The organism is Demequina sp. NBRC 110056, from assembly GCF_002090155.1.
Classification (GTDB): Bacteria; Actinomycetota; Actinomycetes; order Actinomycetales; family Demequinaceae; genus Demequina.
The window spans coordinates 61830-82797 of the sequence record NZ_BBRM01000006.1 but is presented as its reverse complement, the minus strand read 5'-3'; the positions used below and the strand labels follow the sequence as shown (position 1 = coordinate 82797).

The 20968-nt window shown below is 72.4% G+C and carries 20 protein-coding genes and 1 tRNA gene; 5 read left to right on the top strand and 16 right to left on the bottom strand.

The window, feature by feature from the left end:
- Positions 1-6: 6 nt before the first annotated feature.
- The 16 genes from B7K25_RS10285 to B7K25_RS10210 all read right to left on the bottom strand — a co-directional run bounded on the left by B7K25_RS10285 (position 7) and on the right by B7K25_RS10210 (position 15622).
- Positions 7-819: a Bax inhibitor-1/YccA family protein gene (locus B7K25_RS10285; protein WP_084105973.1), complete on the bottom strand. Its 813-nt coding sequence runs from the start codon at positions 817-819 to the stop codon at positions 7-9.
- A gap of 154 nt (positions 820-973) precedes the next feature.
- Positions 974-1729 carry an ABC transporter permease gene (locus B7K25_RS10280; protein ID WP_084105972.1) on the bottom strand — a complete coding sequence of 252 codons (756 nt, stop codon included), beginning with the start codon at positions 1727-1729 and terminating at the stop codon, positions 974-976.
- A complete protein-coding gene (locus B7K25_RS10275; protein ID WP_084105971.1) occupies positions 1726-2532 on the bottom strand; it encodes an ABC transporter ATP-binding protein in 807 nt (268 codons plus the stop codon). Before B7K25_RS10275 ends, B7K25_RS10280 begins: the two co-directional genes overlap by 4 nt.
- A complete protein-coding gene (locus B7K25_RS10270) occupies positions 2522-2908 on the bottom strand; it encodes a DUF1048 domain-containing protein (RefSeq protein ID WP_084105970.1) in 387 nt (128 codons plus the stop codon). Before B7K25_RS10270 ends, B7K25_RS10275 begins: the two co-directional genes overlap by 11 nt.
- On the bottom strand, positions 2905-3240 hold the full coding sequence (locus tag B7K25_RS10265; protein ID WP_084105969.1) for a PadR family transcriptional regulator: 336 nt from the start codon (positions 3238-3240) through the stop codon (positions 2905-2907). The genes B7K25_RS10270 and B7K25_RS10265 overlap by 4 nt, the downstream gene beginning before the upstream one ends.
- Before the next feature lie 179 nt (positions 3241-3419).
- The gene (locus tag B7K25_RS10260) at positions 3420-3959 is read right to left on the bottom strand and encodes a YaeQ family protein (RefSeq protein ID WP_084105968.1); all 540 of its coding nucleotides are present in this window, start codon (positions 3957-3959) and stop codon (positions 3420-3422) included.
- Between the two features lie 132 nt (positions 3960-4091).
- Entirely contained in the window at positions 4092-5504 is a 1413-nt protein-coding gene (locus B7K25_RS10255) for an MDR family MFS transporter (protein WP_371328304.1), read from the bottom strand.
- A gap of 101 nt (positions 5505-5605) precedes the next feature.
- A tRNA-Leu gene (locus B7K25_RS10250) sits at positions 5606-5679 on the bottom strand.
- Positions 5680-5994: 315 nt separating this feature from the next.
- Entirely contained in the window at positions 5995-6951 is a 957-nt protein-coding gene (locus B7K25_RS10245) for a Ppx/GppA phosphatase family protein (protein WP_084105966.1), read from the bottom strand.
- The gene (locus tag B7K25_RS10240; RefSeq protein ID WP_084105965.1) at positions 6951-7511 is read right to left on the bottom strand and encodes a DUF501 domain-containing protein; all 561 of its coding nucleotides are present in this window, start codon (positions 7509-7511) and stop codon (positions 6951-6953) included. The genes B7K25_RS10245 and B7K25_RS10240 overlap by 1 nt, the downstream gene beginning before the upstream one ends.
- A complete protein-coding gene (locus B7K25_RS10235) occupies positions 7508-8326 on the bottom strand; it encodes a septum formation initiator family protein (protein ID WP_084105964.1) in 819 nt (272 codons plus the stop codon). The genes B7K25_RS10240 and B7K25_RS10235 overlap by 4 nt, the downstream gene beginning before the upstream one ends.
- Positions 8327-8440: 114 nt before the next feature.
- Complete coding sequence (gene eno / locus B7K25_RS10230) at positions 8441-9721, bottom strand: phosphopyruvate hydratase (RefSeq protein ID WP_084105963.1); 1281 nt, start codon at positions 9719-9721, stop codon at positions 8441-8443.
- Positions 9722-9802: 81 nt separating this feature from the next.
- Positions 9803-10462, bottom strand: coding sequence for a YabN family protein (locus B7K25_RS10225; protein WP_234988178.1), 660 nt, complete (start codon positions 10460-10462; stop codon positions 9803-9805).
- Positions 10463-10469: 7 nt separating this feature from the next.
- On the bottom strand, positions 10470-11090 hold the full coding sequence (locus B7K25_RS10220; RefSeq protein ID WP_084105962.1) for a hypothetical protein: 621 nt from the start codon (positions 11088-11090) through the stop codon (positions 10470-10472).
- A 5-nt stretch (positions 11091-11095) separates the two neighbouring features.
- Entirely contained in the window at positions 11096-14575 is a 3480-nt protein-coding gene (gene mfd, locus B7K25_RS10215) for a transcription-repair coupling factor (RefSeq protein WP_234988176.1), read from the bottom strand.
- A 156-nt stretch (positions 14576-14731) separates the two neighbouring features.
- Positions 14732-15622, bottom strand: coding sequence for a helix-turn-helix domain-containing GNAT family N-acetyltransferase (locus B7K25_RS10210; protein WP_084105961.1), 891 nt, complete (start codon positions 15620-15622; stop codon positions 14732-14734).
- 89 nt (positions 15623-15711) lie between these two features.
- On the opposite strand from B7K25_RS10210, the gene B7K25_RS10205 reads away from it, so the two are divergent.
- The 5 genes from B7K25_RS10205 (at position 15712) to B7K25_RS10185 (ending at position 20954) form a co-directional block, all read left to right on the top strand.
- Positions 15712-17283, top strand: a complete 1572-nt coding sequence (locus tag B7K25_RS10205) for an adenosylhomocysteinase (RefSeq protein ID WP_084105960.1) — start codon at positions 15712-15714, stop codon at positions 17281-17283.
- Positions 17280-18608, top strand: a complete 1329-nt coding sequence (locus tag B7K25_RS10200; RefSeq protein ID WP_084105959.1) for an amidohydrolase family protein — start codon at positions 17280-17282, stop codon at positions 18606-18608. Before B7K25_RS10205 ends, B7K25_RS10200 begins: the two co-directional genes overlap by 4 nt.
- 71 nt (positions 18609-18679) lie before the next feature.
- Positions 18680-19114: a cupin domain-containing protein gene (locus B7K25_RS10195; RefSeq protein ID WP_084105958.1), complete on the top strand. Its 435-nt coding sequence runs from the start codon at positions 18680-18682 to the stop codon at positions 19112-19114.
- A gap of 63 nt (positions 19115-19177) precedes the next feature.
- Positions 19178-20059 (top strand): ABC transporter substrate-binding protein, encoded by an 882-nt coding sequence (locus B7K25_RS10190; protein WP_084105957.1) that lies wholly within the window; start codon positions 19178-19180, stop codon positions 20057-20059.
- A gap of 25 nt (positions 20060-20084) precedes the next feature.
- Positions 20085-20954, top strand: a complete 870-nt coding sequence (locus tag B7K25_RS10185; RefSeq protein WP_084105956.1) for an amino acid ABC transporter permease — start codon at positions 20085-20087, stop codon at positions 20952-20954.
- Positions 20955-20968: the final 14 nt, after the last annotated feature.

Here is a 20968-nt window from a genome sequence, read left to right as displayed (position 1 = left end):
TCGCGGCTAGTCGCGGCCCTGGAGGATCGCGATGATCCGCAGGAACTCGATGTAGAGCCAGATGAGCGTGACGACGATGCCGAAGGCGGCCGTCCACTCGAAGCGCTGCGGCAGGCCGTTCTTGACGCCGTTCTCGACGAAGTCGAAGTCGCCGATGAGGGAGACGCAGCCGAGGATCACGGCGAAGGCGCCGATGAGCACGCCCAGCGGGATGCCCATGATGTCGTACTCGGTGCGCAGTCCCCACGCGGAGTCGGTGCCGCCGAAGATCATGAAGCCGATGTTGACCAGCGAGAACAGCAGGTAGGAGATGCCGCCGATCATCAGGAACTTCTGCAGCTTGGGCGTGTAGCGCACGCGGCCCGACTTGTAGAGCCACAGGCACACGGCGAAGGTGCAGGCGGTCGCGAGCAGCGCCTGGAGAGCTGCGCCCGGAACCTCGAACGCGGTCTCGATGTAGGTCGACAGGGAGCCCAGGAAGTACCCCTGGATCGCCGCGTACAGGAGCGCGAGGGCGGGGGTGGTGGTCTTCTTGAAGGCGAGCACGAGGCCCAGCACCATGCCGCCGATCGCGGACACGAACAGGCCCGCGTAGCTGAAGAACATGTAGCCGGGGACCGCGGTGAGGAAGGCCAGCAGCACCATGCCCGAGGCCTTGGCGATCACGCCCTCGTAGCTCATGCGGCCGGTGTCGACCGGGCCGGCGGACGGCATCGCGTACTGCTGCTCGAGGTCAGCCTCGGTGACGGCCTTGCCGTTCACGTCATAGGTCTGACCGGGCTTGAAGGCGCTGTTGGAGCTGAAAACGGGGCTGGCCACGGAGGTCCTCCTCGACTGGGGTTGGCGCGTTCAGCATACCTGCGGTGCCTGCGCCGGCGGCATCCCCCTCGCGAACGACTCGCACGGCCTCCTCCCCTGACGGACGCGTTCGCGGCGGCAGGCGCTCGCGCACCGGCCGCCGCGCTGCGCGGGGCTAGGCCGAGCGGCGCCGGTGCAGCGCCGTCGCGACCACGTACCCGACCACGAGGATGCCGACGCACCACGCCAGCGCGACCCAGATCGCCGAGCCGGGCGCGTTCCCTGCGAGCAGGTCGCGCAGCGCGTCCACGATCGCCGTGACGGGCTGGTTCTCCGCGAACCACCGCACCGGGCCCGGCATCGACGCGGTGGGCACGAAGGCGGAGCTCACGAACGGCAGCAGGATCAACGGGTAGGCGAACGCGCTTGCGCCATCGGGCGTGCTGGCCGTGAGGCCGGGGATCACGGCGAGCCACGTGAGCGCGAGCGTCAGCAGGCTCAGGATCCCCGCGACCGCGAGCCAGTCGAGCACGCTCGCCTGCGGCCGGAAGCCCATGAGGAGCGCGACGCCGATGACCAGGACCAGCGAGACGGCCGTGGCGACCAGCGACGTCAGCACGTGCGCCCACAGCGGCCCGGACCGGGTGATCGGCAGCGACTGGAAGCGCTCGAAGATGCCGCCCTGGAGGTCCGTGAAGAGGCGGAAGGCCGTGTACGAGACGCTCGAGGCGATGGTGATGACGAGGATCCCGGGCAGCAGGTAGGTCACGTACGAGTCCGTGCCCACGTCGATCGCGCCGCCGAGCACGTACACGAACAGCAGCAGGAACGCGACGGGCATCATCACGGTGGTGATGATCGTGTCGGGGCTGCGCAGGATGTGGCGCAGGCTGCGCCCGGTGAGGGTCGCGGTGTCGGCGATGGCGGTCATCGCTGCTCCCCTCCTTGCGGGGCCGGCGCGCCAGCGCCCGCGCCCGTCACCGCGAGGAAGATCTCCTCGAGGCTCGGCTGCTTCTCGACGTACTCGACGGTCGCGGGCGGCATGAGCGCCTTCACCTCGGCGAGCGTGCCGTCGACGATGATCCGGCCCTCGTGGAGGATCGCGATCTGGTGGGCGAGCTGCTCGGCCTCCTCGAGGTACTGCGTGGTGAGCAGCACCGTGGTGCCCCCGGCGGCGAGGGTGCGCACGGCATCCCACACCTCGTTGCGCGCCTGCGGGTCGAGGCCCGTCGTGGGCTCGTCGAGAAACACCACCGGCGGGTCGCCGATGAGGCTCATCGCGATGTCGAGCCGGCGGCGCATGCCACCGGAGTAGGTGCCGACGCGTCGGTCTGCGGCATCGGTGAGCCCGAACCGCTCGAGCAGCGCCGATGCGACGGCGGCGGGCTTGCCGAGGCCTCGCGCCTCGACGTGCCGCAGGCGTGCGACGAGCACGAGGTTCTCGCGTCCGGTGAGGACCTCGTCCACGGCCGCGAACTGGCCGGTGAGGCTGATGGCCTCCCGCACCCGAGCCGGCTCCCCTGCCACGTCCGCGCCACCCACGGTGGCGACACCCGCATCGGCCCTCAGCAGTGTCGCGAGGATCCTCACGAGTGTGGTCTTGCCGGCGCCGTTGGCGCCGAGCAGCGCGGTGATGGATCCGCGCGCCACAGCGAGGTCGACCCCGCGCAGCACCTCGAGGTCGCCATAGGACTTGGTGAGGGCCTCGACGCGGATGGCGTGCTCAGTCGCCATCGCCGTGCTCCTGCGACTGGGCGCGGACGGCGGCGGCGACGGACTCGGTGAGCCGGGCGCGCTCCTTGGCGACCCAGCGGCCGTCCTCGTAGCCGCGCAGGAAGTCCTCGACGAACTCCACCGGGTCGTCGCCCACGACTCCGCTCACGGGAGTGCCGTCGGCCGCCGCCTGCTCGAAGAGGACGATGAGGTCCTCGTACATCGCGACCAGCACGTCGCCCTTGGTGATGGCGCCCGCGTAGTTGAGGTAGCGCTCGATGGCGTCGACGGTCTGCTCGTAGGGCGCGGGCAGCGCGGCCTTGCGGGCCTTGTACTCGCGGTACTTCTTCTTGTCGTCGAGAGAGCCGGTGACGACCTCGATCCAGTTCCTGGTCATGATCCCTGTCCTTCCGTGTGGAGCTGGGAGATGCGGTCCGAGAGGAAGCTCCACGTCCTCCAGAACTCGTCGAGGTACTGCTGCCCCTCGGGCGTGATGGCGTAGACCTTGCGCGGCGGGCCCTTCTCGGACGGCACCTTCTCGACGGCCACGAACGCCTTCTTCTCGAGGCGGATGAGGAGCGCGTAGACGGTGCCCTCGGCGATGTCGGTGAAGCCCTGCTCGCGCAGGCGGGCGGTGATGTCGTAGCCATAGGCCGGGCTCGTGGCGAGCAACGCGAGGACGATGCCCTCGAGGGTCCCCTTGAGCATCTCGGTCATCTGCTTGCCCACGGCGGGCCTCCTACTACTCAGTGATGTTGACTACCAGTAGATAGTAACACTGAATAGTGGAGGCGCGAGGGGGACCTTCGCCGTGCCGATGCGCGCCAGCGCGCTGGAAGGCACTGAGTGCCGGTTTCGCGCCGAGTTCGGCACTCAGTGCCTTCCAGGGCGCGGAAGGACGGGCGCGGCTACGTCAGCGGGTGATCGTGGATCGCGCTGTCGAGGCTCGTGCCGTTCAGCTCGAGATACAGATGCCGCTCGGTCACCGACACCGTCGCGACGTTGCGCCGCTCGACGAGCGCCGCAGCGGCGCCGATGAAGCCGTCATCGAAGCTGTGGAGCACGAGCTCCTCGCGCTGATGGATGCGCTTGCCCTCCCAGCTGGCGAGCAGCTTGGCCGGATCCCGGTGCGTGTAGATCGCGGTGCGGTCCGCGGCGCGGCTGCCGCGGTGCAGGCGCTCCGCATCGGGAGCGCCGACCTCGATCCACGCGACCAGGCGGCCCGTGAGGTCGCGCACCACGACTGCCGGCTCGTCCGTGGTGGAGATGCCCTCGCTGAAGGCGATCCCCTCCTCGCGCTCGAGGCAGAACGCGAGCACGCGGGTGATCATGAAGTCCGCGGTCTCCGAGGGGTGACGTGCGACGCGCAGGCTGAGGTCCTCGTAGACGCCGCGGTCCACGTCCGCGAGGGTGAAGTCGAAGGTGTGGACGGTCGCGCCTGCTGCCATGCGCCCAGCGTACGGGCGCGCGTCGGCGCGACCCGCACGGGGCTGCCCGGCCCACCAGGCGCACCGGGTGAGGGTGGCGCCCAAGGTGGGCGCGCATCGGCCCTCCGCGGGGTCGCACCTCACCGACCGAGCTCAGCCTGCGCCCTCGTCCTCGCTGACCCTCTCGGCAGTCTCCGCCTGGGCCTCGCGCCGCTCGCGCGCGGCGTCGCGGTCGCGGGGCATCGCCGCGGACAGCACCGCGAGCACGACCGCGCTGACGGTGACGAAGATGAAGACCAGGTGCAGGCCGTCCATGAGGCCGTCGCCCTGCGGCGTGCCGTCCGGGCCGAGCTCGGCGTGCGCGTTGACGATGGCGCCGCAGATCGCGACTCCCACGGCCGAGCCGAGCGATCGCGCGAAGACGTTGACACCGGTCACGCCGCCGCGGATCTCGCGACCCACCGACGACTGCGCGGCGATCAGCGTCGGGATCGCGGTGAGCCCCATGCCGGCGCCCACGAGGAAGGTCGCGACGGCGGTGAACACGAGCGGCGTCGAGGGGCCGAGGAACAGCGTGGCCGAGGCGCCGACGATCACCACGATCGACCCGATGATCGCCGTCACCCGGAACCCATATCGCAGGTACAGCCGGCCCGAGTTGGAGGCGGTGAGCGGCCAGCCGATGGTCATCGCCGCGAGCGCGAAGCCCGCGATGAGGGGGCCATACCCGAGCACGCCTTGCGCGTAGATCGGCACGTAGGTGGACAGCCCGAGCACCACCATGCCGACGACGAGCGACACCGCCGTCGCGACGCCGATGACGTGCCGGCGCAGCAGCCGCAGGTCGACGATCGGGTGCGGCGACCGCAGCGCGTGCCGCACGAATAGCAGGGCGAGCACCACGGCCAACGACAGCACCGTCACCGACGGCGCCGACCACCACTCCCACGTCGTGCCGCCCTCGAGCAGGCCCACGAGCAGCAGCGTGCTCGCGCCCGTGAGCAGCGCCGCGCCACCGTAGTCGATGCGCTCGCGCCTGCCCTCGCGCGGCGGCTCGTGGTACCGCCGCACGACGATCCACGCCACGAGCGCGCACAGCGGGATGTTGATGAGGAAGATCCACCGCCACGACAGGAACTCCGAGAACACGCCGCCGAGGGTCGGGCCGAGCACCGCGGAGATCGCCCAGACCGACGCGAGGTAGCCCTGCGCCTTCGCGCGCTCCTCGAGCGTGTAGATGTCCGCCGCGATGGTCTGCGACACGGGCATGACCGTGCCGGCGCCGAGGCCCTGGAGCACGCGGCCCGCGATGAGCGCGCCCATCGACCACGCGGCGCCGCACAGGATCGAGCCCGCGAGGAACAGGCCCACGCCGGCGAGGATGAGGTGCTTGCGGCCCAGGATGTCGGACAGCCGGCCCGCGAGCGGGGTGCTCACCGCCTGCGCGAGCAGGTAGGCGGAGAACAGCCACGGGACCTGCTCGAAGGAGCCGAGCTCGCCCGCGATGGTCGCGGAGGCGGTGGCGATGATGGTCGCGTCGAGCGCCACCAGGGCGGTGGCGAGCATGAGCGACAGGAGGATCGGGCCGCGCTCGGAGCGCAGGCCGACCGTTGCGGAACTCGGCGGCACGCTCACATGCAACCACATCGCACACGATCCGATTCCCGTGCCCTCGGCGGGACTCGAACCCGCACTGAGCCGATTTTAAGTCGGCTGCCTCTGCCAATTGGGCTACGAGGGCGCGGCACCATCCTCCCGCATCGGCGCGGCGGTGCGGCCAGCTCAGCCACCGCATCGGCCCTCATCCCGTCCGCCCATCCCGTGCCACTCAACACACAGCCGGGGCTGGTGGGACGCCAGGGGCGCACGTGGATACCCTCGCGCCCCACGCGTCACTCGCGCCCCAGCCGTGTGTTGGCTGGTACGCGATCACGGGTGAGGGTGGGCACGGGTGAGGGTGGCCACAGGTGAAGGCGACGCAGGGCCGATGCGCTCGCCGGGGGCACGCGTGCGCGTGCGGGGCCCCGCCGGAGGTCCGATGCGCTCGCTGGGCTGGCTACAGCCGCTCGGCCGCCGAGAAGGCGATGCCGTCGAGGATGTCGTGCTCGCTCGTCACCACGGTGTCGAGGACGGCGCCGTCGGCGGCGACGTCCGCGCGCACCCGCTCCATGACCTCGCGCCACACGAGCGCTCCGGCGCCGATGACGTCCACGCGCCCGGGGTGCATGAACGGCAGCGCGGCGCGCTCCTCGCGGCTCGCGGCGAGCAGGCGGGCGGAGGCCTCCACCGCGTCGACGATCGCGAGCAGGGAGCCGTTGATCGCGTCGCGGTCGTACGCGGGCAGGTCGAGGGCCGTCGCCGTGACGGTGGTGATGGACCCCGCGAGGCCCACGAGCGTGCGCGCGGCGCCCAGAGGCACCTCGGTGGCGGCGCGGTCGAGCGCGGCGCGCACGTCGGCGCGCGCGAGCTCGATCTGCTCGACGGTCGGAGGGTCCGACTCGAGGTGGCGCTCGGTCATGCGCACGCAGCCCACGTCCATCGAGTGCGCGGCCTCGGGCGACGTCTGGCCGAGCACCAGCTCGGTCGAGCCGCCGCCGAGGTCGACCACGAGGTACGGACCCGGGCGCGAGGCGTCCAGCGCGGACAGGGCCCCGCGGAAGCTGAGCTCAGCCTCCTCGGTGCCCGAGATGACCTCGGGCGCCACGCCCAGGCGCGCGCGCACGCCCTCGATGAACTCGTCGCGGTTGCTCGCGTCACGGGTCGCGGACGTCGCGACGAAGCGGATCGCCTCGACGCCGTGCTCGCGGCACTGCGCGGCGTAGTCGTCGGTCGCCGCGAGCGTGCGCTCGAGGGCCTCGGGCGCGAACTGGCCCGTGCGGTCCACGCCCTGGCCGAGGCGCACCACCGTCATGACCCGCACGACGTCGGTGAGGGTGCCGGACGCGAGGTCGACATCGGCGATGAGCAGGCGGATCGAGTTGGTTCCGCAGTCGATGGCGGCGACGCGGGGCATCAGGCCTCCTGGGTGTAGGCGTCGGGGTCGAGGGACTCGGGCGCGTCGGGGTCGGCGTCGACGGCGGGGCACGTGCAGCGGTCGGGGCGCCAGTGGCCCCGGATCATCGCGAGCGCCTCGTCACCCAGGGGGTTCACGCCGGGTCCGGCCGCGAGCGCGTGGCCGACGAGCACGTGCAAGCACTTGACGCGGTCGGGCATGCCGCCGGCCGAGATGCCGTGGATCTCCGGCACGTCGTCGAGGGCGTAGCGCTCCTCGAGGTAGGTCTCGTGCGCGCGGGCGTAGTGCTCCGCGAGCGCCGGCTCCTCGGCCAGCCGCTCCGACAGCTCCTTCATCACGCCGCGCGCCTCGAGGGTGGACACGGCGGACACCGCCTCGGGATGCGTGAGGTAGTACTGCGTCGGGAAGGGCGTGCCGTCGGGCAGGCGGGGCGCGGTGTGGACCACGGTGGGCTTGCCGCACACGCAGCGCGCCGCGATGGCGACCACGCCGCGCGGCTCGCGCCCCAGCTGCGCCGCGAGCACCTGGAGATCGGTCTCGGTCGCGGGGGTGTCTGTCACCCTCCGAAGTCTACGTCGGTCAGCTGGTCGGCCTCGTCGGAGCCGGCGCCGGCGCCGTCCTCCGAGGTGACCTCGTCGCCCGACTCGGCGGCGGGCTCCTCGCCCTCCTCGGGCTCCACGGCGACGGGCGCCTGGGCGGGTGCGACCGCATCGGCCCCCTCGCCGGCCTCGACGACAGATCCCCACAGCCGGTCGTACCAGGTCGCGTCCTCGAGCGAGTCGGGGCTGCGCTCGGCGGCGGGGGATCCGTCCGCCGGGCCGGTCACGGAGTCGGGGTCGATGACGCGGTACGGCGTCTCGCCCGGGAACACGTAGGCGAGCCGCTCGCGCGCCTGGGCCACGAGGAAGGCCGGGTCGTCCCACCGGGCGACGTCGGCCTCGAGGTCGTCGACCTCGGTGCGCGCCGTCTCCGCCTCCGCGCGCAGCGACTCGAGCATCGCCTGCTGGTCCATGTAGGCGCGCACCGAGGGTGCGACCACCGCGAACGCGAGCGCGAGCACGCCCACCATCACCGCGGTCCGCCACGTCAGCATCCCGGTCCACGAGCCCTTGGGACGCGATGGGTCGATGCGCGGGCCGGCGTCACGGGAGGTGCGGGCCGATGCGGTGGGACCGCCCGGGCGGCTGCTCGGCTTGGCGATGGGTCCCGTCGTGGGTCCCTTGCGTGCCGCGCGGGGTGCCGCGGGCTTGCCGGCCGAGGTCCGGCCAGCCGACGAGCGGCCAGCGGACGGCTTCGCCGAGGTGCGCGAGCGCGCGTCGGAGCGCGGCGACGTCGAGGACGTCCGTGGCGTTCCGGGGCGGCTGGGCACACTCATGGCGACGATTCTCTCTGGCAGACGTGGGACTGCGGGTCAGGCGCGCGGGACGGTCCCGGACAGCACGACGGCCGCGACCCCCTCAGGTGGGAGCCGCGGCCGTCGAAGCCTGGCTTACGCCGAGTAGCGGCGCGGGAAGGCCGACGTGCCGGCGTACTTCGCGGCGTCGTCGAGCTCCTCCTCGATGCGGAGCAGCTGGTTGTACTTCGCGATGCGCTCGCCACGGGCGGGCGCGCCGGTCTTGATCTGGCCAGTATTGAGGGCCACGACCAGGTCAGCGATCGTGACGTCCTCGGTCTCGCCCGAGCGGTGCGACACCATCGAGGTGAAGCCCGCGGCCGTGGCCATCGACACGGCGTCGATGGTCTCGGTGAGCGTGCCGATCTGGTTGAGCTTCACGAGCAGCGCGTTGGCGGCCTTCTCGTCGATGCCGCGCTTGAGGCGGGTCGGGTTGGTGACGAACAGGTCGTCGCCGACGATCTGGGTCTTGTCGCCGATGGTCTCGACGAGGTGCGACCAGTCGCTCCACTCGTCCTCCGATAGCGGGTCCTCGATCGACACCAGCGGGTAGTCGGCCACGAGCTGCTCGTAGTACGCCGACATCTCCTCGCCGGACTTGGCCGCGCCCTCGAACTGGTAGGCGCCGTCCTTGAAGAACTCGGTCGCGGCGACGTCGAGCGCGAGCGCCACGTCCTCGCCGGGCTTGAGGCCGGCCTTCTCGATGGCGACCAGGATCAGGTCCAGGGCAGCACGGTTCGACTCGAGATTGGGGGCGAAGCCGCCCTCGTCGCCCAGGCCGGTGGCCAGGCCGCGCTCCTTGAGCACGGACTTCAGGGCGTGGTAGACCTCGGCGCCATAGCGGTAGGCCTCGCGGAACGACGAGGCGCCCACCGGAGCGATCATGAACTCCTGGATGTCGACGTTCGAGTCGGCGTGCGAGCCGCCGTTGAGGATGTTCATCATCGGCACGGGCAGGAGGTGCGCGTTCGGTCCGCCGATGTAGCGGAACAGCGCCAGGTCGGCCGAGTCGGCCGCGGCCTTGGCGACGGCGAGCGAGACGCCGAGGATGGCGTTCGCGCCCAGCTTGCCCTTGTTGTCGGTGCCGTCGAGGTCGAGCATCGTCTGGTCGATGATGCGCTGCTCGGTCGCGTCCAGGCCCACGATCTCCGGGGCGATGTCGTCGATGACCGCGTCCACGGCCTGCTCGACGCCCTTGCCGAGGTAGCGGGAGCCACCGTCGCGGCGCTCCACCGCCTCGAACGCGCCGGTCGAGGCGCCGGAGGGGACTGCGGCGCGGGCGAACGTGCCGTCCTCGAGCGCGACCTCGACCTCGACGGTCGGGTTGCCGCGCGAGTCCAGGATCTCGCGTGCGCCAATAGCCTCAATGCTGGCCATGATGCTCCTTCAGTTGTGGTGTTCGGGGTTTCTCTGGTCAGTCTATGGGCGCCGTCGGGGCGGTGCCGGGCGACCGAGGTCCTAGGTCGGTGAACCCTCGGTGACGGTCCGGGCCGTGGGGGCCGATGCGCTCTCGGCCTCCCGCGCGGCCGCCTCGTAGTCTCGGGTCGCGTCGCGCAGCGCCGCCTCGGCGTCGACGCCCTCGGCCTGCGCACGCGCCACCAAGGCGAGCAGCTGAGGGCCGATGCCCACGCCGGCAGGGTCGCGCACGTCGAGCCCCGCGCGGGCGGCGCGGCTGATGACCTTCTGGGCGCGTGCGAGGGCGGGCTGGGCGACGGGGATGCCGTCCATCACGGACTCGCGAGCCTTGGTCTCCTTCTTGATCCGCTCCCACCGGGCGTGGACCTCCTCGGCCGAGCCGGCATCGGCCTCGCCGAAGACGTGGGGGTGACGCTCCACGAGCTTGTCGGCGACCGCGTTCGCGACGTCGTCGATGTCGAACGGCGCCTCGGCGTGCTCCTGCGCGACGCGCGCGTGGAACACCACCTGCAGGAGCACGTCGCCGAGCTCCTCCAGCATGTCCTGGCGGGTGCCCGACTCGATCGCCTCGATGAGCTCGTAGGTCTCCTCGAGCGCGTAGGCGGTCAGCGTCTCGTGAGTCTGCTGCGCGTCCCACGGGCAGCCGCCCGGCGAGCGCAGGCGGTCCATCACCTGGATGAGTCGGTCGACTCCGTCACTCACAGACGCGTCACTCGCTCACGAGCCAGGAGGCGTCCTGGTCGACGAGTCCCACGACGTCGTTGAACTCGAGGAACCACGCGGGCTGTCCCTGCTGGGCCGCCGCGGTGGCCTTCGCCGCCGTCTCGGTGAGCGATGCCATGAAGGCGTCCGCGGAGAAGGAGCCGGTGCGGGCGTTGGTGACGGCGTCCGCCTCCACCTGCTCGGCGACGGCCTGGATCGCTGAGGTGTCCTCGGGGATCACCGTGAAGGCCGCGAGCATCAGCGCGCCCTCGACCGCGTCCACGAGCTCCTCGCTCGGCGCGCCCGAGACGCCCTGGAGCTCGAGGAGCCCCTCGGCCTGGATCTGCGCCTGCGACCGGTTGTAGGTGAGGTCGATCTCGTCCGTGGCGGCCTTGAGCGGCTCGCGCATCAGCTCCATCGTGAGGACCTGGCGGCGGTTCGCCGGGGAGCCGATGTCGTAGACCCATGCGTCGGACAGCTCGGCGACCTGCTCGTTGGTGATCGTGACGTCGTCGAGCTCGGCCGCGACGCCGGCGGCGGCGGGCTGCCCGGGCACGGAGCATCCGGTGAGGACGATGGCGGTGCCCGCGAGGGCGGCCGCGAGGGAGCGACGGCGAGGCAGAGGCATGACGCTCATCCTACTGTCGCCGGGCGGGTGGCCTTGATGACCTCGCGAGCCCAGTCCAGCACCTCGGGGCCCTCGATGGGCTTGCCGCCCACGCGGGACGTCATGGGAGCGGGCACGAGCACCTGGCGCACGGCGGGCTTGATGAGCGTGCCCGGGTACAGGCGGTTGACGCGCATGGTCGCGGAGTCGGGCAGCTCGAGCGGGCTGAAGCGCACGTAGCGGCCCTGGGCGACCACGTCCGTGATGCCCGCCTCGCGCACCTCGAGCCGCAGCCGTGCGACGGCCAGCAGGTGATCGACGGGCTCCGGCAGGTTGCCGTACCGGTCCTGGAGCTCCTCCTCGATGGCCGCGAGCGCGGCCTCGTCCGCCGCGTCGGCGATCTTCCGGTAGGCCTCGAGACGCAGCCGCTCGTGCTCGATGTACTGCGTGGGGATGTGGGCGTCGATCGGAAGGTCGATCGTCATGGGGGCGCGCTCCTCGCCGCCCTCTCCGCGGAATCCCGCCACGGCCTCGCCGACCATGCGGATGTAGAGGTCGAAGCCCACGCCCTCGATGTGGCCCGACTGCTCGGCGCCCAGCAGGTTGCCGGCGCCGCGGATCTCGAGGTCCTTCATGGCGACCGCCATGCCCGCGCCCAGGTCCGTGTTCGCGGCGATCGTCTGGAGGCGGTCGTGGGCGGTCTCGGTCAGCGTGCGGTCCGGCGGGTACAGGAAGTACGCGTACGCACGCTCGCGGGCGCGGCCCACGCGACCGCGCAGCTGGTGGAGCTGCGACAGTCCGAACTTGTCAGCCCGCTCGACGATGAGGGTGTTGGCGTTCGAGATGTCGAGGCCGGTCTCGACGATCGTGGTGCAGACCAGGACGTCGTAGCGGCGGTCGTAGTAGTCGACGATGACCTGCTCGAGCTGCTTCTCGCTCATCTGGCCGTGGGCCACGGCGATGCGCGCCTCGGGCACCAGCTCGGACAGCCGGCGAGCGGCGCTCGTGATGGTCTTGACCGAGTTGTGGATGTAGAACACCTGGCCGTCGCGCATGAGCTCGCGCCGGATGGCGGCGGCGACCTGCGGGTTCTCGTGCGGCCCCACGTAGGTGAGGATCGGGTGGCGCTCCTCGGGCGGCGTGGCGAGAGTCGACATCTCGCGGATGCCCGTCACGGCCATCTCGAGCGTGCGCGGGATGGGCGTCGCGGACATCGCGAGCACGTCCACGTCGGTGCGCAGCGCCTTGAGGGTCTCCTTGTGCTCGACGCCGAAGCGCTGCTCCTCGTCGATGATGATGAGGCCGAGCTGCTTGAAGCGCACCTGGCCGGTAACCAGGCGGTGGGTGCCGATCACCATGTCGATGGTGCCGTCGGCGAGGCCCTCGATGACCTCCTTGGCCTCCTTGTCCGTCTGGAAGCGCGATAGCGAGGCGACCTTCACGGGGAACTGCGCGAAGCGCTCGGAGAAGGTGTCGACGTGCTGCTTGACCAGCAGCGTCGTGGGGCACAGCAGCGCGACCTGCGCGCCGTCCTGGATCGCCTTGAAGGCCGCGCGCACGGCGATCTCGGTCTTTCCGAAGCCCACGTCGCCGCACACCAGGCGGTCCATCGGGACGCCCTTCTCCATGTCCTCCTTGACCTCGTCGATGGTCGACAGCTGGTCGGGCGTCTCGACGTAGGCGAACGCCTCCTCGAGCTCCCGCTGCCACGGGGTGTCGGGGCCGAACTCGCGGCCCTTGGAGGCCATGCGCGCGGAGTACAGGCGGATGAGCTCGGCGGCGATCTCCTTGACCGCCTTGCGCGCCTTGCCCTTGGTCTTGGCCCAGTCCGCGCCGCCCATCTTGTTGACGCTGGGCGCCTCGCCGCCCACGTACTTGGTGACGAGGTCGAGCTGGTCGGTCGGCACCGACAGGCGGTCCGCGGGGCCGCCGCGCTTGGAGGGCGCGTACTCGATGACGAGGTACTCGCGCTCGACGCCGCGCACCGTGCGCTTGGTGAGCTCGACGAAGCGGCCCACGCCGTGGCTCTCGTGGACGACGAAGTCTCCAGGGCGCAGCTGCAGCGGGTCGACGGCGTTGCGGCGCCGGCTGGGGACCTTCACCTTGGGGCCGGCGGCCGCGGCCGCGCGGCCGGTGAGGTCGGACTCGTGCACGACGAGCACCCGCGCCTCGGGCGCCTGGAACCCCGCGCCGGTGATGTGGGGCACGATGCTGACGACGCCGTCCGCCGGCTCCCACGTCTCGGTGACGCGCGCGGCGATCTCGAGCTCCGCGCACTGCTCGGCGATCCGGTGCGCGGAGCCCGAGCCCGCCGCGGTCACGACCACCGTCCAGCCCTCCCCCACGCGGGTGCGGATGGCCCCGAGCGCCGCCTGCAGGCGACCCCGGTGGTCCTCGACGTCAGCGAGGCCGGTGGCGACCGCATCGGCCCCACCGAAGGGGCCGATGGTCGACCAGTCGAGCGCGCGCTCCGCCGCGGACTCCTCGATCTGCTCGAGGGAGAGGAAGGAGCCCTCGGTGGGCTCGAGCGGCGCGTCCGCGCCGGCGGCGACGCCCACCCACGCGGCGGCCAGGAACTCCTGCGCGGTGCGCTGCAGGTCCTCGGCGCGGCGGGCGAGGCGCTCAGGCTCGATGGTCACGATGCGGGTGCCACGGGGCAGCGCGTCGGTCACCGGCACGAGGCGGTCGACCAGCAGCGGGATGAGGCTCTCCATCCCCTCGACGGCGACGCCCGAGGCGATGCGGCCGAGCATGTCCGCGGCGGCCGGGACCTGGTCCTGCAGGGCGGACGCGCGGACGCGGATGTCCTCGGTGAGCAGCAGCTCGCGGCACGGCGGCGCCCAGAGGTGGTCGACCGGCGCGAGCGATCGCTGGTCGGCGATGGAGAAGGACCGCAGCGAGTCCACCTCGTCGCCGAAGAACTCGATGCGCACCGGGTGCGGGTCGGTGGGCGCGAACACGTCGACGATGCCGCCGCGGACCGCGAACTCGCCGCGGCGCTCCACCATGTCGACGCGCGAGTAGGCCGCGCCGGCGAGCGCCTCGGTGAGGTCGGTGAGGTCGCGCACGTCGCCCGCGTGGAGCGAGACCGGCTCGAGGTCCGCGAGGCCGGGGATGACGGGCTGGAGGATGGCCCGCAGCGGCGCGACCACGACGTCGAGGGCGGGGAGGCCGGCCTCGGTCTCGACCAGCTCCGGGTGGACGATGCGGCGCAGCGTCGCCAGGCGCCGCGCCACCGTGTCGGAGCGGGGGCTGAGGCGCTCGTGCGGGAGCGTCTCCCACGCGGGCAGGACGGTGATCCGGGCGGGGTCGAGGTAGCCGCTGAGCGCGGCCGCGAAGGTGTCCGCGTCGCCCGAGGTCGCGGTGACGACGACGATGAGGCCGTCCTGGTCGCGGACGGTGCGCGCGACCATCGCCGGGGCCGCCGCGACGGGCGCGACGAGGTGCTCGGCGTCCACCGCGGGCGCGTCGAGGTGCTCGAGCAGCGGGGCGAGGGGGCGGGTCACGGGGCCTCCAGGGCATGCGGAAGGACCGGAATCTCCGGCGAGATCATCCTAAGCACGGGCGCCGTCCTGCCCCTCCCCGCGCCTTCTCCCCCCTGGACGAAGGTTCTCTGCGCGCTTCGTTGCTCCCGGGCGCGCTGGAGGAACGATCTCCGGCGCTCAGCGCTGTTCGAGGCGCTTGAGGTACCAGCGGTCCGCGTGGGTCTCGTCGTTGAAGCGCGGCACCTGCGCGTAGCCACGCGACTCGTACAGCGTGGTGGCGGCGACGAGCGCGGAGTTGGTGTCGAGCCCGACCTCGGTCGCGCCCGCGTCGCGGGCGATGGCCTCGAGCCGCTCGAGCATCGTGGCCGCGAGCCCGAGCCCTCGCGCGGCTGGCGAGACCCACATGCGCTTGAGGTGCGCGGGGCCCTCGGCGGGGAGCTTCACCGCGCCGCAGCCGACCGGCTGGCCGTGCAGTCGCGCGACGAGCAGTGCGCCGCGGGGCATGGTGAGGTCGTCGTCCGTGGCCTGCACGGCGGCGGCCGGGTCGTAGCCGCTCGCGAAGATCGCGTCGATCTCCGCGAAGTACTGGTCGCGACACCACCACGCGTCGGCCGAGTCGGGCGCCTCGACGTCGATCACCAGGTGCCTCCGGGCGAGCGCCGCGGTCACCGTGCGGGCGGCGCGCTCGACCTCGCGCCTCTCCTCCTCGTCGAGGTGCGCGAGCATCTGGGCAGCGGTGTCATCCGAGCGGGCATCGAGCTCGGCGGCCTCCGCGCGACCGGCCTCGGTCCGCTCGGCGACTCGGGCGCGGGCGTCGTCGGGGCTCGGGGACACCGTGACCAGCCCCTCGTCCTCGAGCGCGCGGAGCAGGCGCGAGGCGTACCCGGCGTCGAGGCCCAGGCGCTCGCGCAGCGTCGCGACCTCGACGGGGCCGTCGCCCATCTCCCACAGCAGCCGCGAGACGCCGTAGGGGCGCCCGCGGCCGAGGAAGTTCTCCTGCAGCGCGCCCACCTCACGGGTCACGGTGCGCTGGAAGACGCGGAAGGTCTGGATGAGGCGATCGTCCATATCATTGACTTTAGTCAACTACCTGCGTGATGGCTAGCGTCTGAAGGCCCCCTCCGGGTCAGGGCCGGGCGAAACCTAGACTTGAGGGCATGGATCCCCAACGCGAGGCCGAGCGGCTGCTGCGGCGCTTCGCGCGCGACACCAACCTCCTCATCGCAGGACGGCCGATGCGCGTGCAGGGGTCAGGGCCCGTCGCCGAGGCGCTGGTCTCCATGCTCGCGGGCATGGGGGCGCGCGTTGACTTGGACGGGGGCGGCGAGGACGGCGGCGGCGACGCGGTCGCCTTCGACGTCACGACCGGCGCCATCACGCTCGGCGGCCGCCCGCTGCCCGACCGTGGCGACGCCGGGGGTCGGGTCTCCTTCGCCGGCGCCCACATGCCCGTCTCGACGGCGCTCGCGCGCGAGCTCGCCGCCGAGCGCTGCGTCGCGGGCCTGCGGATCGGCGTCGCGATGACGCTCGAGCCCAAGACGGCCAACCTCGCGCTGCTGCTCCGCGACGCCGGCGCCGAGGTCGCGGTCTACGCCCACCCGGACGAGACCGACCCCGAGGTCGCCGCGGAGCTGCGCGCCCGCGGGATCGCCTGCGACGCCGACGCGACGCTCGCGCCGGAGCAGGAGCGCGCCGCCGCGAGCGCGTTCCTCGAGCGCGGCTTCGACGTGCTCGTCGACGACGGCAGCCACATCACGCGCCTGGGCCACGAGCTCGGGCTCGCGGAGCAGTGGATCGGCGCGACGGAGGAGACCACCTCGGGGCTGACCCCCCTGCGCGCGATGGGTCGCGCGCTCGCCGTGCCCGTCATCGCCGTCAACGACGCCGCCACCAAGACCGGCTTCGACAACCGGTACGGCACGGGTCAGTCGTGCGTGCTCGCGATCGCGGACCTGCTCGACGACGCGGGCGTGAGCGTGCGCGACCAGCCCGCCGTCGTCGTCGGCTACGGCCCCGTGGGCGTGGGCGTCGCCGCGCACCTGCGGGCGCTCGGCGCGCGCGTGGCGGTCGCCGAGATCGACCCCGTGCGCGCGCTCCTCGCCGCGCACGACGGCTTCGCGGTGGTGAGCAGCGACGATGCCGGCACGAGTGAGCGCTTCGGCGACGACGTGGCCGAGGGCGCCCTGGTCGTCTCGGCGACGGGGTGGCCCGCGACCGTGGGCGCGACGCAGATCCGCCGCGCGGCGGCGGTCGCGGTCGCCGGGGGCGTCCCCGGGGAGATCGACCTCGACGGCGCTCTCGAGGGCGGGGACGTGCTCGAGCCCGTCGCGCCCCACGTCGAGCGCCTGCGCGACGCCGGCACGCTGGTGCTGGACCGCGGCGGGTGCATCAACGTCACCGCTGCCGAGGGCAACCCCATCGAGATCATGGACCTGTCCTTCGCGACCCAGCTCGCGGCCGTGCGCGAGCTCGTCACGGGCCGGCGCGGACCCGGAGTCCACGCGCTCAGCCGCGACGCCGTCGACCACGTCGCCGCGGTCGCCGCCCGCGAGCGCGGCGTCCCCCTCGTCACGGGCGGATCCTCCGCCCCCGCCGCCGCGGGCGACTGGCGGTCCCCGCGCTACCGCGCGACCGGAACGCCCGACCCCGCCCCCGCGCCCGGCGCCACGGCCCCTGCCACCCCAGCGAGCGCATCGGCGCTGCAGAACGGACACCCCCACTCGTCATGACCGCCTACCCCGTCACCCTCTACTCGGCCGAGCTCGTGCTGCCGATCACTGCGCCGCCCATCCTCGACGGCGCGATCGCCGTGCGCGGCGAGCGGATCCTCCACGTGGGCGAGCGCGTGTGGGTCGAGGAGTCGCTGCGCGAGCGCGGCGTGCCCGTGACCCACGTGCACTGGCCCGGCGTGCTCACGCCCGGCCTCGTCAACGCGCACACGCACCTCCAGTACACCGGCATGGGCGAGGTCAGCCAGCGCACCTACAACGGGTTCGAGGACTGGGCGAAGGGCTTCAACCCGGTCTACGCGCGCGAGCACGACTGGGCGGCCGATGCGGCTCACGGGGCAGCGCTGATGATCGCCGCGGGCGTCACGGCGGCGGCCGACGTGGTGACCGACCCCGAGGCGGCGCACGCGCTCCACGACGCGGGGCTGTCGGGGATCGCGTACTGGGAGGTCATCGACTGGACCAACGAGGACTGGCGCGACCACGGCCGCGCGCAGGTCGAGGCCGCGCTGGACTCGCTGCCCCGCCGACCCGGCACCGGCCTCAGCCCGCACGCGCCGTACTCGCTCGAGATCGTGCCGCTGCTCGAGATCCCGGACATCGTGCGCGAGCGCGGCAGCCGCATCCATATCCACCTGGGCGAGTCCGGCATCGAGCAGGAGTTCGAGCACGAGGCCTCCGAGCCGTGGCAGACCAAGGGCGTGGGCTCGCTGGCCGAGCTCCGCCAGGCGGGCTTCGGCACCTCCGCGACGGACTACGTGGACCACCTGGGCGTGCTCGGCCCTGACTGCCACATCGCGCACGGCGTCTACATGTCCGAGCGGGACCGGGCGATCCTGCGGGCGCGCGGCACGACGGTCGCGCTGTGCCCGCGGTCGAACGCCGTGATCGGTCTCGACGCGCCTCCCGTCGCCGCGTACCTCCGCGAGGGCAGCCCCATCGCGGTGGGCACCGACTCACTGTCGTCCTCGCCGTCGCTCGACCCCATGGGCGACGTCGCGGAGCTCATGCGGATCGCGCGCTCGCAGGGGTACTCGCACGAGGACCTCGCCGAGAGGCTGTTGCGGGCGGCGACGCTCGGCGGGGCGCACGCGATGGGCATCGACGAGGGACCGGCCCGGACCGGGTACCTGGCCGTGGGCGCGCAGGCGGACCTGGCGTTCTTCGACGTTCCCGTCTCCGACGTCACGTCGACGCTGACCGCTCTCGCCGAGGGCGGGGAAGGTCGCGCGGCCGCGACCGTGATCCGCGGGCGCGTGCGCCACGCGACCGACGCGTTCGTCGCCGCCGGCGGCGACGGCTCTCTGCATCCTGGAAGGCACTGAGCGCCGTTTCTTGCCGATTCTCGGCACCCAGTGCCTGCCAGGGCGCACGAACCCCAGACCAGGGAGGACACATGACCACCCCAGCGACCGCATCGGCGCTCCGTCTGGAGCCGCACCCCGAGGGCGGATGGTTCCGGCGCACCTACACGGCGGCCACCCCCGTCGACACCCCGGGAGGCGCGCGGCCCGCCGCGACGTGCATCCACTACCTGCTGACGCCCGGCGAGGCGTCCGCGTGGCACGTGGTCACGAGCGACGAGATCTGGCTGTGGCACGGGCCCGGTGCGCTCGAGCTGAGCCTGGGTGGGTCGGGCGCGGAGCCGGGTGAGGCGACCACCGTGCGACTCGGCCCCTCGGTGAGCGCGGGAGACGCGGCGCAGGTGCTCGTCCCGGCGGGCGTGTGGCAGGCGGCGCGGCTCGCGGGCGACGAGGAGTGCCTCGTGAGCTGCGTGGTGTCGCCCGGCTTCGACTTCGCCGATTGGAGGCTCGCGAACGCGCGCGAGTAGGATGCCCTGGTACCGCGAGCGATCAGCGTCGATTCTGCTCCACACCATCTCTGGGAGAGAACCATGATCACCACCGCATCCCTGCGCCGCGTCTCCGTCGCGGCCGTCGCCGTGTCCGCGCTCGCGCTCGCCGGCTGCTCCAGCTCGTCGTCGGAGGGTGAGTCCTCCGCCGAGCCCACCGCCACGGGAGGCGCCTCCGCTCCCGCCGAGGCGACCCTCGAGACCTTCACCGAGGGCAAGCTCACCATCGCGACCGGCGAGCCCGCCTACGAGCCGTGGGTCGTGGGCGACGCCCCCGAGTCGGGCGAGGGCTTCGAGGCCGCCGTCGCGTATGCCGTCGCCGAGGAGCTCGGCTTCGCCGCCGAGGACGTCGTGTGGGTCCGCACCACGTTCGACTCCGCGATCGCGCCCGGCGCCAAGGACTGGGACTTCAACATCCAGCAGTTCTCCATCACCGACGAGCGCCGCCAGGCGGTCGACTTCTCGTCGCCGTACTACACGACCACGCAGGCCGTCGTCTCCGTCGAGGGCAACGACCTCGCGTCGGCCACGTCGATCGCGGACCTCGAGGGCGCGGCCGTGGGCGTCGCCGTCGGCACCACCTCGTACGACGTCGCCGTCGAGGCGCTCGGCGAGGACAACGTCCAGGTCTTCAACAACGTGGGCGACGTCGTGGGCGCGCTCAACGCGGGCCAGATCGACGCGTTCGTCACCGACCTGCCGGGCGCCTTCTACTCGGCGGCCGTCGAGGTCGAGGGCGGCGTCATCGTCGGCCAGTTCGCTGGCTCCGAGGGGGGTGACGAGTTCGGCCTGGTGCTGCCCATCGGCTCCGCGCTCACCGCTCCCGTGACGTCCGCCGTGGACGCGCTCGCCGCCGACGGCACCCTCGAGGCGCTCGAGACCGAGTGGCTGTCCGAGGCCGTCGACGTGCCGGTGCTGCAGTAGTCCTCACCGGTAGGACGCACAACTCATGACGACAGGCGGGGCGCCCCAGATCACCTGGCAGCCCAGCGCGCTCGAGCTCGACCGCCGGACGCACCGGCGCAAGGCCTCGGGGCGCTCCGTCCTGATCGCGCTCGTCTCGACGGTGATCTTCGCCGTCGTGGCGGGCACCCTCGTGCTGAGCTCCCCCGGGTGGGACTCGGTGCGGGAGACGTTCTTCAACCTCGAGATCGCGCGGGACTCGCTGCCCAAGATCCTCGAGGGCCTGTGGCTCAACATCCGCGTGCTGTTCTTCGCCACGATCGGCGTCGCGCTGCTCGGGACGCTGCTGGCGGTGCTGCGGTCGCTGCGTGGACCCGTGTGGTTCCCGCTGCGCGCCCTCGCCGCCGGGTACACGGACCTGTTCCGTGGCCTGCCGGTGCTGATCGTGCTGTACCTGGTCGGGTTCGGCATCCCCGCGCTCGACCCGACGCAGCGCTACCCCGCCGCCGTGCTCGGGACCATCGGCATCATGCTGTGCTACTCGGCGTACGTCGCCGAGGTGCTGCGCGCCGGCATGGAGGCCGTGCACCCGTCGCAGCGCATCGCCGCCCGGTCGCTGGGCCTGTCGCACGCCAAGACGCTGCGCCTCGTGGTCATCCCGCAGGGCCTGCGCAAGGTCATCCCCGCGCTGATGAACGACTTCGTGTCGATGCAGAAGGACGTCGGGCTGATCTCCGTTCTGGGCGCCGTGGACGCGATCCGCGCCGCGCAGATCGTCCAGGCCCAGACCTACAACTTCACGCCGTACGTGGTGGCGGGCCTGCTGTTCGTGGCGCTCTCGTTCCCCATGATCCGGCTCACCGACTACGTCTCCGCGCGGATGGCGAAGCGGGAGCAGATGGGCGGCACGGTGTGAGTGCCGGAACTGAG